Annotated in this window: 13 protein-coding genes; 6 read left to right on the top strand and 7 right to left on the bottom strand. The window is 69.0% G+C overall.

Features of this window, described 5'->3' with window-relative positions; genetic code table 11:
• Positions 1–714, top strand: coding sequence for an endonuclease/exonuclease/phosphatase family protein (locus NY1_RS30045; protein ID WP_067720499.1), 714 nt, complete (start codon positions 1–3; stop codon positions 712–714).
• Here NY1_RS30045 and NY1_RS30040 read toward each other — a convergent pair.
• Complete coding sequence (locus NY1_RS30040; RefSeq protein ID WP_067720498.1) at positions 704–1864, bottom strand: epoxide hydrolase family protein; 1161 nt, start codon at positions 1862–1864, stop codon at positions 704–706. The genes NY1_RS30045 and NY1_RS30040 overlap by 11 nt on opposite strands.
• 81 nt (positions 1865–1945) lie before the next feature.
• Positions 1946–2938 (bottom strand): acrylyl-CoA reductase family protein, encoded by a 993-nt coding sequence (locus tag NY1_RS30035; RefSeq protein ID WP_067720497.1) that lies wholly within the window; start codon positions 2936–2938, stop codon positions 1946–1948.
• 151 nt (positions 2939–3089) lie between these two features.
• On the opposite strand from NY1_RS30035, the gene NY1_RS30030 reads away from it, so the two are divergent.
• Positions 3090–3908 (top strand): alpha/beta fold hydrolase, encoded by an 819-nt coding sequence (locus tag NY1_RS30030; protein ID WP_067720496.1) that lies wholly within the window; start codon positions 3090–3092, stop codon positions 3906–3908.
• A gap of 30 nt (positions 3909–3938) precedes the next feature.
• Here NY1_RS30030 and NY1_RS30025 read toward each other — a convergent pair whose 3' ends face one another.
• Positions 3939–4721, bottom strand: a complete 783-nt coding sequence (locus tag NY1_RS30025) for an enoyl-CoA hydratase/isomerase family protein (protein WP_067720563.1) — start codon at positions 4719–4721, stop codon at positions 3939–3941.
• Positions 4722–4750: 29 nt separating this feature from the next.
• The gene (locus NY1_RS30020; protein WP_067720495.1) at positions 4751–5821 is read right to left on the bottom strand and encodes a DNA polymerase IV; all 1071 of its coding nucleotides are present in this window, start codon (positions 5819–5821) and stop codon (positions 4751–4753) included.
• Positions 5822–6006: 185 nt separating this feature from the next.
• Here NY1_RS30020 and NY1_RS30015 point away from each other — a divergent pair, with 185 nt between their 5' ends.
• Together NY1_RS30015 and NY1_RS30010 are read left to right on the top strand one after the other, a co-directional pair.
• On the top strand, positions 6007–6585 hold the full coding sequence (locus NY1_RS30015; protein ID WP_067720494.1) for a TetR/AcrR family transcriptional regulator: 579 nt from the start codon (positions 6007–6009) through the stop codon (positions 6583–6585).
• Entirely contained in the window at positions 6582–7058 is a 477-nt protein-coding gene (locus NY1_RS30010; RefSeq protein WP_067720493.1) for a PaaI family thioesterase, read from the top strand. Before NY1_RS30015 ends, NY1_RS30010 begins: the two co-directional genes overlap by 4 nt.
• On the opposite strand, the gene NY1_RS30005 is transcribed toward NY1_RS30010, so the two are convergent.
• From NY1_RS30005 to NY1_RS29995, 3 genes are all read right to left on the bottom strand, one after another.
• A complete protein-coding gene (locus NY1_RS30005) occupies positions 7003–7473 on the bottom strand; it encodes a hypothetical protein (RefSeq protein ID WP_157762555.1) in 471 nt (156 codons plus the stop codon). The genes NY1_RS30010 and NY1_RS30005 overlap by 56 nt on opposite strands.
• 237 nt (positions 7474–7710) lie before the next feature.
• The gene (locus NY1_RS30000; RefSeq protein ID WP_084535591.1) at positions 7711–8658 is read right to left on the bottom strand and encodes a class I SAM-dependent methyltransferase; all 948 of its coding nucleotides are present in this window, start codon (positions 8656–8658) and stop codon (positions 7711–7713) included.
• An 81-nt stretch (positions 8659–8739) separates the two neighbouring features.
• Positions 8740–10620 (bottom strand): ABC transporter ATP-binding protein, encoded by a 1881-nt coding sequence (locus NY1_RS29995; RefSeq protein WP_174567236.1) that lies wholly within the window; start codon positions 10618–10620, stop codon positions 8740–8742.
• Between the two features lie 349 nt (positions 10621–10969).
• Here NY1_RS29995 and NY1_RS29990 point away from each other — a divergent pair, with 349 nt between their 5' ends.
• Positions 10970–13747: an FAD-binding and (Fe-S)-binding domain-containing protein gene (locus tag NY1_RS29990; protein ID WP_067720490.1), complete on the top strand. Its 2778-nt coding sequence runs from the start codon at positions 10970–10972 to the stop codon at positions 13745–13747.
• An 89-nt stretch (positions 13748–13836) separates the two neighbouring features.
• On the top strand, positions 13837–14769 hold the full coding sequence (locus tag NY1_RS29985; protein ID WP_174567235.1) for a DNA-3-methyladenine glycosylase family protein: 933 nt from the start codon (positions 13837–13839) through the stop codon (positions 14767–14769).
• Position 14770: the final 1 nt, after the last annotated feature.

The raw sequence follows: 14770 nt of genomic DNA, 5'->3' as shown, positions 1-14770 counted from the left end.
GTGATCACTGTCGCCACCTGGAATGTTCTGCATCGGACCCATGCCAATAATTGGGCGAGTGAGGTGGCGGAGCGCTGGCCCAGGGAAGCTGATCGGATCGGTGCGGTGACGGCCGCTATTGTGCAGCGAACGGAGCGGGTGATCGCGCTGCAGGAGGTCAGTGGTGATCAGCTCGCCAGTCTGCGGGATGCGCTTCCGGGGAGGAACTTCCATGTGCTGCGGTATCCGCGGGTTCCGAAACCTCGGCGGCTGGTGCCGTCGCTCGCGGCGGCGGTGGTGGATGGCACGGAATCGCTGGTGCTGTTGGTCGACGGCGATTCGCGGGAAGTGCGCGGCGAGGTGTTCGCCAACGATCCCGGAAATGGTTCGCTCACCGTCGAAGTGGACGGGGTGCTGGTCATCGCCACCCATGTGACCGGTGACGACCGTCGCGATGCGCAGTTCGCCCGGCTGGCGGAACTGGCCGCCGCGGGCGAAAAGGCCGTCATACTGGGGGATTTCAATGCCGATCGCCAAACGGTGGCCGCTGGACTGGGCGACGGATTCACGGTTTCCGAAGTGCCCGAGGCAATTCCGACCCGTCCGCGCACCAAGGGTTCGAAATCGCAGTACATCGATCACGTGGTGGTCCGGGGAATCACGGTGCGCGACAGCTTGGTCGAGGATGTGGCCGGGGTTTCCGACCACAACCTCGTCCGGGCGATCATCGAATGAGGGAACCGAAGAATGCGCGGATATCGCCGGCCAGCAGCTCGGGCACTTCCAGGGCCGGGAAGTGGCCTCCGGAGCGGAATTCCGACCAGTGCACGATGTTGTGGGCCTTCTCCGCGAACGGGCGGATGGCGAAATCGGCGGTGGTGAAGACCGCGACGCCAGTGGGCACGGTGCCCTTCGGCTTGGGCGCGAACATGCTCGGGTCGCTGAACCGCTCGAAGTAGTAGTTGGCGACGCTGCGCGCGGTGTCGGTGAGCCAGTAGATCGCCACGGTGGTCAGCAGCTTGTCCCGGTCGATGGCCTGCTCCGGCAGCTCGTACGCCGCATCGGTCCACTCCTTGTACTTCTCGATGATCCAGGCCAATTGGGCGACCGGGGAATCGGCGAGCAATTGGGCGAGGGTGTTCGGCCGCGACCCGGCCAGGTTCATGTAGGCCGAACCGTTGTCCTGGAACCGCTTCATGGCGCCGAGGCGCTGCCGCTCGGCCTCGGTGAGCGCGGCCATATCCGCCGGGTCGCCGGTCGGGAAGGTGACCAGCGCATTGGCGTGCACGCCGAGCACGTGCTCCGCGTGCTCGCGGCCCAGGCGCGGGGCGATGAACGCGCCGTGATCCCCGCCCTGCACCCCGTACCGGTCGTAACCGAGCCGGGCCATCAGCTCGGCCAGGGCGTCGGCCACTTTGCCGTCGTGCCAGCCGGTTTCGGTGAGCGGACCCGAGAAGCCGTGCCCGGGCAGCGTCGGAATGACCAGGTGGAAGGCGGGCGCATTCGGTTCGCCGTGCGCCGCCGGAGCGGTCAGCGGTCCCGCCAGATCCAGGAAGTCGGCGGCGGTGCCGGGCCAGCCGTGGATCAGCAGCAGCGGGGTGGCATCGGCGCGCTCGGAACGAATGTGCAGGAAATGCAGCCGCTGCCCGTCGATGACGGTGGTGAACTGCGGGAAGGCATTGAGGCGGGATTCGACTGCGCGCCAATCGAACTTCTCGGCCCAATAGGTGGCGAGGTCACGCAGGTACTCGGTGGGCACGCCGCGCTCCCAGCCCGCACCCGGGAGCTGATCGATCCAGCGGGTGCGGGTCAGGCGGTAGCGCAGCTCGTCCAGGTCGGCCTGCGGGATATCGATGCGGAAGGGGCGGATCTCCGTGTTGCTCATGACATTTATGGTTCCGGTAAAGAGGGGACCGCCACATCATGAGAACTCGTTATTCGCGCAGCGTAGAGCGCCTTTACCGGCTCAGAACTCGCCCGCCACACCCAGTACGGTGCGCCCGGAATGGGTGCCGTCCAGGATGGAACGCAGCACCGATTCCGCCTCGGTGATCGGCGCGTAGTTCTCCAGCAGCGCGAGATGCCGCGGCTTCAGGTCCTTGGCCAGCCGGGCCCACAGTTCACGGCGCGCGGCGATCGGGAAATGCGCCGAGTCGATGCCGAGCAGGGACACGCCGCGCAGGATGAACGGCATCACCGTGGTGGGCACGGCCGGTCCGCCGGTGAGCCCCGAAACCGCCACCGCGCCACCGTATTTGATCGCGGACAGAATATGCGCCAGCGACTGGCCGCCCACGCTGTCGACCGCCGCGGCCCACTGCGCCTTGCCGAGCGGGCGCAGCTTCTCCCCCTCGCCGGGCAATCGCCCGATGACCGAGGAAGCGCCGAGCGCGGTGAGCAATTCCGAAGCCCCGAGCTTCCCGGTCGAGGCGACCACTTCGTAGCCCAGCCCCGCCAGAATATCGACGGCCACCGTGCCGACGCCGCCGGTCGCGCCCGTGACCAGCACCGGACCGTCGTCCGGGGTCAGCCCCTGATCGAGCAGCGCCTGCACGCTCATGGCCGCGGTGAACCCGGCGGTGCCGAGCGCCGCCGCCTCGCGCGGGGTGAGCCCGTCCAGCGGCACCACCCATTCGGCCGGCACCCGGGCGTATTCGGCGAACCCGCCGTGATGCGCCACCCCGATGTCGTAGCCATGCGCGACCACCAGCTGGCCCGGCACGAAATCGGCGTCGTCGGAAGCGAAGACCTCACCGGCGATATCGATGCCGGGGATCAGCGGATAGTTGCGGATGACGCCCCCACCCGGGGTGATGCCGAGCCCGTCCTTGTAGTTCGCGCTCGTGAAATGCACCTTGATCGTCACGGTGCCGGGTCCGAGGAAGTCGTCGCCGACCGTCTCCCGGATCAGGCTGATGCCGTTGTCGGTTTCGTGGGCCACCATCGCCTGGAACTCCATTCGTCGAGCATAGGTCGCGCACCCGCCCGGAGGTGGGTCTTCCTGCGTCGATGGGGGTGTGCGCGGGGCTTTACCCGACGGGTAATCGCTTTCGTTCCCGAGCGCTGCGAAGGTTTGTTCCAACAGCGAAACAGCAAGGAGCGCAGCAGCTATGCCGAACTTCCGGACCACCGACGGCACCACCCTCGCCTACCAGGATTACGGCACCGGCGCGCCGATCGTGTTCGTGGCGGGGTGGTCGCTCTACAGCGATATGTGGGAATACCAGTTGCCGTACTTCGTCGAGCGGGGTTACCGCTGCATCCTGGTGGATCGCCGCGGGCACGGGCGTTCGGACTGGTCGCCCGCCGGATACGACATCGACACCCGTGCCGACGATCTGGGGGCGCTCGTCGAGCACCTGGATCTGCGCGAGGTCACGCTGGTCGCGCATTCGGCGGGCGGTGGTGAGGTGGTGCGGTATCTGAGCCGGCACGGGCAGGACCGGGTGTCGCGAATCGCGCTGCTGGCGCCCGCGATTCCGTTCATGTGCCGGACCGCCGACAATCCGGTGGGCGTGCCGATCGAATTCCTGGATGCCTCGAACGCGGAGCTGCGGGCCGATCGCCCGAAGTGGTTCGCCGACCGGCTCGAAGGGTACTTCGCCACCCAGCTGGGCGTGCGGGTCTCGCGGCCGGTCATGGAAGAGGAGATGCGCCGCTGCCTGTCGGCCTCGCCGTATGCCATCGACCTGATGCAGCGGGAACTGTTCACCAGCGATCACCGCGCCGACGTCGCCGCGGTCACGGTGCCGATGCTGTTGCTGCACGGCATTCCCGACGAGTCCATCCCCATCGACGTGTCGAGCCGGCAGGCGGTAAAGCTGGCCCCGCACGCGGTCCTGAAGGAATACCCGGATGCGGGGCACGGCCTGTACATCAGTCATGCGGCGCAGGTGAACGCCGATATTCTGGAATTCGTGAAGGGTTGAAAGGCGCTGGGGGCCAATGGCCCCCAGCCGTCACGCGTACTTCGGTGCGCGCTTCTCCACGAACGCCGCGATGCCTTCCGCCCCGTCGGTGGATTCGGCATTGCGGGTGATGAACGCCGCCTCGGTGGCCAGCTGCTCCTCGAGGGTGTGCTGCGAGGACACCAGCAGCAGCTTCTTCACGGCCGCGTTGGACGCCTTGGGTCCCGCCGCGAACTGCTGCGCCAATTCCTCGACGGCCGCCTCGAGTTCGGCGTCCGGCACCACCCGGTGCAGCAGTCCCCACTCCAGCGCCTCGGCCGCCGGCAGCGTGCGATTGGTGAGCATGAGCTCCTGCGTCTTGCGCACGCCGATGAGTCGCGGCAGGTAGTAGGAAGCGCCGCCGTCCGGGCTCAGCCCGATCTTGGTGTACGCCATGGTGAATGCCGCCGACTCGGCCGCGACCACCAGGTCGCCCGCCACCGCGAGGCTGAACCCGGCGCCCGCGGCGGTCCCGTTCACCGCCACGATCAGCAGCGCGTCCATCCGGGCCAGCGCCGACACCGCGTGGTGCAGGGTGCCCGCCAGCTTCTCGATGAACTTCCCGGCATCGTCGGCGGCCGCCATGGCGCGCACGTCGCCGCCGGCCGAGAAGAACTTCCCCGCCCCGGTCAGCACGACCACCTTGATCGCGGGATCCTCCGAGCAGTACTCCGCCGCCCGCACCAGCTCCTCCGCCAGCGCCTGATCGATCCCGTTGGCTGCCTTGGGCCGGTTCAGCGTGATGCGCGCGATCGGTCCGTCGTGCTCGAACTGGATGTTCTCGTAACTGCTCATCGAGAGGGTGCCTTCCGTCGTGTGCGTGCTCACAGCATCGCAAATTCGACCCGCACCCCGAGCAGGCGGATGGGGCGGTCCAGTTCGAAGGCGTGCAGGACGTCGAGGGCGGTGCGCACGATCTCGTCCACATCGGTGCTGGGCCGCGGGAGTTTCCGCTGCTTGGTGCGGGTGAAGAAGGTCTTGGTGCGGACGGTCACCCCGACCCGCCCGATGGCGCGGCCGTCCGCGAAGGTCTCCTCCGCGACCTGGGTGGCGAGCCGGGTGAGGGCGGCATCGAGATCGGCGCGTTCGGTCAGATCGACCGGAAAGGTCTCTGACCGGCTGTGCCCCACCGGTTCTCGCGGCTCGGCGATATCGGTGTCCCCCGCCCCGTGCCCCAGTACCCACAGGTAGGGCCCGGTATTCGGCCCGAACTCCGCCGCCAGCAGTTCCCGATCGGCGGCGGCCAGCTGGGCGACGGTGTCGATGCCGAGTGCGCTCATCCGTTTCGCGATCCGCGGGCCGATCCCCCACAGCGCACTGGTCGGCCGGTGCGCCATCAGCGCTTCCCAATTGTCCGCCGTGAGCCGGAAGATCCCGGTCCCCTGTTCCGCCGTTTCGGGCCCGTCCCCCTCCCCCGCCTTGCCCACCGCCTTGGCGAACCCGGTGGCCAGCTTGGCCCGGGTCTTGTTGTCCCCGATCCCGATCGAACAGGTCAGCTCCAAACCCTCGATGGCGTCCCGGATCTCGCGCGCGAGTCCTTCCGGATCATCGGTGTCCACCGCGAGAAACGCCTCGTCGAACCCCAGCACCTCGACGCGCTCGGTGAACCCCCGCAGCACCTCCATGATCTCCCCGGAAGCCTCCGCATAGGTGCCCAGATCCTGCGCCAGAAACACCCCCTCCGGACAGATCCGAGCCGCCGTCCGCAACGGCATCCCCGCCCGCACCCCGAACCCCCGCGCCGCATAGGAAGCACAAGAAACCACTTTCCGAGGCTCCCCCGGATCCCCGTTCCCACCCACGATCACCGGCTCCCCCCGCAACTCCGGATGCCGCCGAAACTCGACCGCGGCCTGAAATTGGTCGAGGTCCACGTGCAACACCCAGCGCCCCACCCCTCCGTCATACCGCATGGTCTGCACAAACGCCCGCAAATCCACCACCGCAGTCCCCCGCGCAGGCCCGGGTCGGGCGGGGCAGTCGCTGACGGCTGTTCAGCGGTCCGCAGGACTAAAGGGGTCTGGGGGCTTAGCCCCCTTTTCCTCTTGTGCGGCCTGCAAAACAGAACTAAATTCTGGATATGAAGATTCGAGATCGGTTGCTGCTGGCGGCCGAGCGGCAGTTCGCCGAGCAGGGGGCGCTCGATGCCACGCTCACGCAGATTCGTGATGCCGCGGGCGCGAGCGTGGGCGCGCTGTATCACCATTTCCCGGACAAGGCGGACCTGTACCGGCAGGTGTGGGTGAACGCGCTCGAGGACTATCAGCGGCATTTCTGGGCCGCGGTCGGCGAGAGCACCGGCGCGGAGGAGGGCGTGCGCGCGGGCGTCACCGAACATCTGCGCTGGGTGACCGAGAACCAATATCGCGCAAAGGTTCTCACCTCGGCCCGCCCGCCGGGCGTCCGCGACAGCGACGGCAATCGCGATTTCATGCGCGCGGTGCTGCGCTGGTGGCGGACGCACGCCAATTACGGCGCGGTCCGCGAACTCGACTTCGACCTGCTGTACGCCCTTTGGCTGGGCCCGGCGCAGGTGTACTCCCGGCATTGGCTGGGCGGCGAATTCACCAAAGCGCCCAGCGAGGTGGCCCCGCAATTGGCGGATGCGGCCTGGCAGGCGCTGGGCGTTCCCGAGCACGAACGAAAGGCCGGCAAATGACCCTGGTACTGGACCTCGACCTGGCGCGGAAAGTGCTTGCGGCGCAGCCTTTCAGCCAATTGGTGGGCGCGGAACTCACCGCCTTCGGTGACGGCCGCGCCACCCTGGAGATCCCGATCCGCCCCGAACTGGGCCAGCAATTCGGCCTGGTGCACGGCGGCGTCCTCGCCTACGCCGCCGACAACGCCCTCACCTACGCGGCCGGAACCGTGCTGGGCGCGAACGTGCTCACCGGCGGTTTCACCATCACCTATCTGCGTCCGGCCGGCGGCGTCCGGTTACGCGCCGAAGCCACCGTGGTGGACGCCACCCGGCGCCAAGCCGTCTGCCGCTGCGAGATTTTCGCGGAGGACGCCGACGGCGCGGCGGTGGTGGTCGCGGTGGCGCAGGGCACCACGCGCAGTGTGGAACGCGAACTCAACGGGAACGGCGCAACCACGCCAGCGGCGACCGGAACGCATAACGCGCCTTGACCGTCCCGGTCTCGACCGCGCCTGCCACCCGAATCAGCGGCGCGCCCGGAAACCGCGGCAGTTTCACGCGATTCGACACCGTCCCACCGCTGTCATTGCGCACGCCGTCCATATCGACCCGCCAGCCGCGCGGCACGATCAGCACGATAGCGCCCGCGCCGGCTTCGACCCGCAGCTCGATTTCCCGGCGCGTGCAATGCGCGGTGGTGAAATCGATCACGAGTTTTCCGGAAACCGCTTCGGCGGTAATGTTTTTCGGCACCGTCCAGGATTCTCCGGTGCGCTGCGTACCGCCGTTCACCTGCAGGTGCAGTGGCGGGACGTCGGCCGGCTGTTTACGCCGGGCACCGAACATCCGCTCGAAATCATCGTTGCGGACGGCGGCCGTGTGCCGCTGTTCCTTGGTACGGGTCACCGAAAACTCCTCCCCCGGCGAATGAAACGACATGACTTGGGTTTAGCCCGGGGAAGTCGAATTATGCCGTATAGCAGGATATTTCGGACCGCCAGATCGGCCCCTGCGGCCACAACACGGTGACGGTTGGAGCACGGCCAGATTACGGGGGTGTTCAACTCTCGAAACTCTCCGGGGCCGCGCCCCCGAACCTCCCGGAGCCGAGCTCCAACCGATCGCTGGTGGACCGGCGGTGGATCAGCGGCGGCCGATGAAAACGGTTGTGGCGCCGAGCATGTAGATATCGTCGCGGTGGCCGAGGAAAGTGGGGGCGGCGGGGTCGAGGAGGGCGTCGAGGGTGGTCTTGTCGGTGTCGTCGAGGTCCACGGCGCGTTCGCGGAGGAAACCGAGCCAGGCGATGACGCTTTCCCGGACGTCATCGGTGGGCGGGGCCGGGTGGTCGGTGAGGACGCTGAACGAGGTGACGTCGGTGAGGCCGGCGCGGGACAGGGCCGTGTTCCAGCCGTAGGGCATGGGTACGCTGCCTTCGATATCGGCGCGCATCTGGGCGAAACCGGCGTCGCGGGCGGCGAGCAGGCGATCCTGCAGGCCGGGGCGGCCGAGCCCGAGTTCCCAAGGCAGGCAACGGATCGGCAGGCCGCCTTCGGCGAGCGCGAGCCAGCCGCCGGGGCGCACCACGCCCGCCAGGCCGGTGGTGCCGGCCTGCTGGTCGGGGAGGTGATGGACCATGCGGGAGGCCCAGACCAGGTCCGCGGCGGGCAACTGCTCGGCCAGATCGGCGGCCGCGGCATCGGCCTGGATGGTTTCGATGGTGACGCTGTCGCTGCCGTCCAGGGCGCGCTCGGCGGCTTCCTTTGCCACGTCCAGCAATTCGGGGGTGGCGTCCACGATGACCAGCCGGCCGCCGCCCCGCGCCGCCAGTTCCTTGGCGAACGCGGCGCTCTGACCACCGGCTCCGGCCCCGGCGTCCATGACGGTGGGGCGGTCCCCGCCGTCGTTGGGCAGCGCGATCAGGCGGCGGGCGATCTCCGCATTGGTGACCGCCGCCATGGCGTCGTCGCGGCGGAGGTTGTCCAGCAGCTGAGTCCAGTCGATCCCGTCGTGGGTATGACCCCCGTGCCCGTGGGAGTGCCCGTGCGAGTGTGCGTGCGAATGCTGTCCCTGCTCATGCGTGTGTGCTCCCATGCCCACGACGCTAGCGAGGGAACCGCGAAACCCGACACTTCTTTTGCCGGTTCGGCAAATATCGTGCCGGGTGTGCGGGCCTCAGGCCGCGGCGGGCTCGCTGTCGTCGGCGAACTGGGTCCGGTACAGCTCGGCGTACCGCCCACCGGCCGCCAGCAACTGGGTGTGATTGCCGCGCTCGACAATGCGCCCCTGCTCCAGCACCACGATCTGGTCCGCATTGCGAATGGTGGACAACCGGTGCGCGATGACCAGTGCGGTGCGCCCGTCCAAGGCTTCGGCCAGGGCTTCCTGCACCGCGGCCTCGGAAGTGGAGTCCAGCGAGGCGGTCGCCTCGTCGAGAATGACCACGCGCGGCTGCTTGAGCAGCAATCGGGCGATGGTGAGCCGTTGCCGCTCTCCGCCGGAGAGCCGGTATCCGCGTTCGCCGACCACGGTGTCCAGTCCGTCGGGCAGGCTGCTGATCAGGTCGTAGAGCCGGGCTCGCCGCAGTGCGTCCCAGATCTCGTCCTCGGTCGCCTCCGGCCGCGCCAGCAGCAGGTTGGCCCGGATGGTCTCGTGGAACAGATGCCCGTCCTGGGTGACCAGGCCGACCGTGGCCTGGATCGACTTGCCGGTCAGCTCACGCACATCCGCGCCGCCCAGCCGCACCGCGCCGCCGTCCACGTCGTAGAGCCGCGAAACCAATTGCGCGATGGTGGATTTACCGGCGCCCGAGGAGCCGACCAGCGCCACCATCTGCCCGGGTTCGGCGCGCAGCGAAATACCGTGCAGCACTTCCTCGCCGCCGCGGGTGTCCAGGGTCGCCACATCCTCGAGCGAGGCCAGCGACACCTTGTCGGCGGACGGGTACCCGAAGCGCACCGCGTCCAGCTCGACCGCGATCGGACCCTCCGGCACTTCGCGGGCGTCCGGCGCGTCCTCGATGAGTGGCCGCAGATCCAGGATCTCGAAGACCCGCTCGAAGCTCACCAGCGCCGACATGATGTCCACGCGGGCGCTGGCCAGTGCGGTCAGCGGCGAGTACAGGCGGGTGAGCAGCAGTGAAAGCGCCACCACCGCACCGGGTTCCAGCTTGCCCTGCAGCGCGAAGTAGCCGCCGAGCCCGTAGACCAGCGCCAAGGCCAGCGCCGACACCAGGGTGAGCGCGGTGACGAACACGGTCTGCAGCATGGCGGTGCGCACCCCGATATCGCGCACCCGCCCGGCCCGCGCCGCGAACTCCACCGACTCCTGTTGTGGCCGCCCGAACAGCTTCACCAGGGTCGCGCCCGGTGCTGAGAACCGTTCGGTCATCTGGGTACTCATGGAGGCGTTGAGTCCCGCGGCTTCCCGCTGAATGGTGGCCAGCCGCTCGCCCATGCGCCGCGCGGGCACCACGAACACCGGGAGCAGCACCAGCGCCAGCAGCGTGATCTGCCAGGACAGCCGCAGCATGACGGCGAGGGTGAGGACCAGCGTCACCACATTGGTGACCACCCCGGACAGGGTGGAACTGAACGCCCGCTGCGCCCCGATAACGTCATTGTTGAGCCGGCTCACCAGTGCGCCGGTCCGGGTGCGCGTGAAGAAGGCGACCGGCATCCGCTGCACGTGATCGAACACCGCGGTCCGCAGGTCGAAGATCAAACCCTCGCCGATGCGCGCCGACAGCCACCGGATGACCAGCCCGAGCCCCGCGTCCAGCACCGCCACCAGGGCGATCACCGCCGCGAGCACGACCACGGTGCGCACCGGGCCGCCGCCCACAATGGCATCGACCACCTGTCCGGCCAGTACCGGCGTGGCCACCGCCAGCAGGGCCGACACGATGCTGAACACCAGGAAGGCCGCCAACCGCCGATGATGCGCGTGCGCGAAAGCCAGAATCCGCTTAGCGGTGGCCAGGCGCAGCGGTCGCCGCTCGGTAGGCGCGTTCATCTGCCGATACAGCTGATTCCACGCCACGGATTCCATACTCATCCCGCACTCCTCACCGGTCAGGGTCCAGTGAACCCCAGGCCACCGACACTAAGACCTCAACCAAGGTTCAGATCAAGGGATTCCTCAACTCTCGAAACTCGCGGCCATACCTCCCAACGGCCGGGGCTCCGCCCCCGAACCCCCTCGGGAGGGGGAGAGCAACTCTCGGGACTCTCAGGGGCTTCGCCCCCGAACCCCCACCCCAGGTACCCGGATCCGGTGTTCGCACAGAGCGAACTGCCGCGAGGTACCCCCGGCCCCGGGGGTGGGGGTCCTTCAGAGCGGACCGCCGCGCGCACGTCCCCGGTGCCCCAGGTGCGGGAGGGGGTGCTGCTTCTAGGCTGGCGGGGTGACTGGATCGCTGGGGCGAGCGTTGGGGGCGCGGCTGGTTGGTGAGGTGGATGCGTCGGAGCGGCGGCGGGCCGAGTATTCGTCCGATGCTTCCAACTATCGGGTGTTGCCGGCGGCGGTGGTGTTTCCGCGGGGGGATGACGATGTGGCGGCGGTGGTGGAGTTCGCGCGGGGGGAAGGGCTTTCGGTTACGGCGCGGGGTGCGGGGACGTCGGTGGCGGGCAATGCGATCGGGGCGGGGTTGGTGGTGGACTTCGGGCGGTATTTGAACGAGGTTCTGGAGGTTGATGGGGAGCGGCGGGTTGCCCGGGTGCGGCCGGGGGTGGTGCTGGGGGAGTTGCAGCGGGCGGCGGGGGAGTACGGGCTGCGGTTCGGGCCGGATCCTTCGACTCAGAATCGGTGCACGCTCGGGGGGATGATCGGGAACAATGCCTGCGGGCCGCATGCGGTGGCGTGGGGGAGGACCTCCGATACTGTGCGTGAGCTGCGGATACTTGATGGGGCGGGGGTCGAGCGGCGGTTGGGTTCGGAACTTTCCGAGGTTCCGGGGCTGCCTGAATTCACGCTGTCGAACCTCGCGCTCATCCGGACCGAGCTGGGGCGGTTCGAGCGGCAGGCATCCGGGTACAGCCTGGAACACCTACTGCCGGAACGGGGTTCGTCGCTCGCGCGGGCGTTCGTGGGTACCGAGGGGACGTGCGGGCTGCTGCTGGAAGCGACGGTGGACCTGGTTCCGCTGCCCGCCGCGACGGTATTGGTGGTGCTCGGCTATCCCGATATGCCCACTGCCGCCGACGATATCGCCGCGGTGATGGCGGTAGGCCCGATCGCCGTGGAGGGGATGGATGCCCGCCTGGTCGATGTGGTGCGGACCCATCGGGGCGGGGTACCGGAGCTGCCCCGCGGCGGGGGATGGCTGCTGATCGAAATCGAAGGCGAGACAGCGGAACACGCGCGGGGTATCGCCCGGAAGCTGTGCGGCTCCGCCCACGCACTGGATTCGCGGATCGTCACCGACGCCGCGGAAGCCAAGGCGCTCTGGGGTATTCGCGCCGACGGTGCGGGCCTGGCAGGGCGGACGCCGGACGGTCATCCGGCCTGGCCAGGGTGGGAGGATGCCGCGGTCCCACCCGAGCGCCTGGGCGACTACCTGCGGGAATTCGCCGAGCTCACCCGTGAGCACGGCGTGGACGGCCTGCTCTACGGACATTTCGGCGACGGCTGTATCCATGTGCGCCTAGATCTTCCGATAGCCGATGCGCCGCAACGCTTCCGAGCGTTCCTGGAGGACGCCGCCCGGCAGGTGGTGCGCTTCGGCGGTTCGCTGTCCGGTGAGCACGGCGACGGCCGGGCGCGTTCGGAACTGCTGCGGTTCATGTACTCCGACCAGGCATTGGCTGCCTTCGCCGGGTTCAAGGCCCTGTTCGATCCGGACGACGTGCTGAACCCGGGCGTACTGGTCCACCCCCGCCCGATCGACACCGACCTCCGGCTCGCGGGCTTGCCCCCGCTGCCGCTCGCGGACGGCTTCAGCTTCCCGGCGGATCATGATCTGGCCGCCGCCGTGCACCGCTGCGTCGGAATCGGCAAGTGCCGCGCCGACAATCGCGCGTCCGGCGGTTTCATGTGCCCGTCCTACCTGGCCACCGCCGACGAGAAGGACAGCACTCGCGGCCGCGCGCGCGTCCTGCAGGAGGTGGTGCGCGGCGCACTCGACTGGCGTTCGGACGCCGTCGCCGAATCCTTGGACCTGTGCCTGTCCTGTAAAGCCTGTGGCTCCGACTGCCCGGCGGGCGTGGATATGGCGACCTACAAATCGGAGACCCTGCACCGCCGTTACCGGGGCAGATTGCGCCCGCGCGACCACTACTCCCTCGGCCGCCTCCCGCAATGGCTGGCCGCCGCGACCCGCTTCCCGCGCGTATTCAACGGCCTGACCGCCCTCGCCGGTCCACGCCGGCTCGGCCTGCGCGCCGCCGGCATCGATCCGCGCCGTCCGGTACCGGCCTTGGCGCGCAAGAGTTTCCGCCGCCAGTGGCGCGCATCCGCACGTTCTGTCCCCCCGGCGACCCCCTCGCCCCCGGTCATGCTGTGGACCGACACCTTCACCGATGCCTTCGATCCACAGATCGCTTGGGCGGCAGCCGAATTGCTCGAATCGCTCGGACATCGGGTGCGGATCCCGGAACGCCGGGTGTGCTGCGGCCTGACCTGGATCAGCACCGGCCAATTGGACGCCGCGCGCCAACGCCTGCGCGCCACCCTGGACGCCCTCGAATCGCATGTGCGCGCGGGCGGCGTCATCGTCGGCCTCGAACCCTCGTGCACCGCGACCCTGCGCGCGGACCTGCCGCGCCTGCTCCCGGACGACCCACGCGCCGCCGCCGTCGCCGCAGCGGTCCGCACCCTCGCGGAATTCCTCGAATCGGACCCGTCCTGGCAGCCCCCGGACCGTTCCGGGGCCACCGTCCTGGTCCAGCCGCACTGCCACCAGCACGCCGAATTCGGTTTCGCCGCGGACCGCAGAATTCTGGCGTCCACCGGCGCGACAGTGCGCGAAATCGCCGGATGCTGCGGACTCGCCGGCAATTTCGGCATGCAATCCGGCCACTACGACATATCGGTCGCGGTGGCCGGGAACGGCCTGCTGCCGGCGGTACGGGACGCGACCCCGGACACGATCCTGCTGGCGGACGGTTTCTCCTGCCGCACCCAGGCCGAGCAGCTGGCGGACCGCACCGCCCGGCACCTCGCGCAATTCCTGCGCGGCGATTGATTCGCGCACCATCGCTACTCGCCTGCCCAACCCGGCAGCGGCGCTCCGGCAGGCGCTGCAGGCGCGGAGCGGCGGATTAGCATGTGCGGGTGACTTCCGCGCCGACCGCCACCGCCTGCACCCGTACGGTGCGGTCCGAGCGCCCCATCGACCTGGCCGCCACCGTCTCGCCCTTGCGGCGTGGACTGGGGGATCCGTGTCACAAGGAGACCCCGGACGGCGCGCACTGGCATGCCTCCCGCATGCCGAGCGGGCCCGTCACCTACCGGCTGCGGCAGGCCGATCGGCATACGGTCGAGGCGCGGGCCTGGGGTCCGGGCGCGGCGGAGTTTCTCGAGCGCCTGCCCGTCATGCTCTGCCTGGACGAGGACCTGGACGACTTCGCCCCGGACCATCCCAAGATCGTGGAGGCGCATCGCCGGAATCCGGGTCTGCGCATGTTGCGCACCGGTCTGGTGTGGGAAGCGGTGGTCCCGGCCATTCTGGAACAGAAGGTGCACACCCGCACCGCGCACGCCTCCTGGCGAAAACTGGTGTGGCGCTACGGCTCTCCCGCGCCCGGTCCCGCCCCGGACGGTCTGCGCCTGATGCCGGACGCCGAGACCTGGCGGCACATCCCGTCCTGGGTGTATCACCGCGCCAATGTGGAACCGCAGCGCTCGAAAACCATTGTGCTGGCGGCTCGTATCGCCCCCAAGCTGGAGGAAGCCGCCGCCCTGAGTCACGCGGACGCCGCCGCTCGGCTGCGCACGGTGCCCGGCATCGGCGTCTGGACGGCCGCCGAGATCGCCCAGCGCGCCTTCGGCGACCCGGACGCGCTCTCGGTCGGCGATTTCCACCTCGCCGCCACGGTCGGCTGGACCCTGCTGGGCCGGCCCATCGACGATGCCGCCATGGTCGAATACCTGGAACCCCTGCGCCCGCACCGCTATCGAGCGGTCCGCCTGCTCGGGCTGGCGGGTTTCGCGCGCAAACCCAAGTTCGGCCCGCGCACCCCGTTCACCGATCACAGCCGCATCTGAT

Origin of the sequence: Nocardia yamanashiensis NBRC 100130 (assembly GCF_001613325.1) — a bacterium.
Lineage (GTDB): Bacteria > Actinomycetota > Actinomycetes > Mycobacteriales > Mycobacteriaceae > Nocardia > Nocardia yamanashiensis.
Note: the sequence above shows the minus strand (reverse complement) of the source record. Positions and strands in the feature narration are given on the sequence as shown.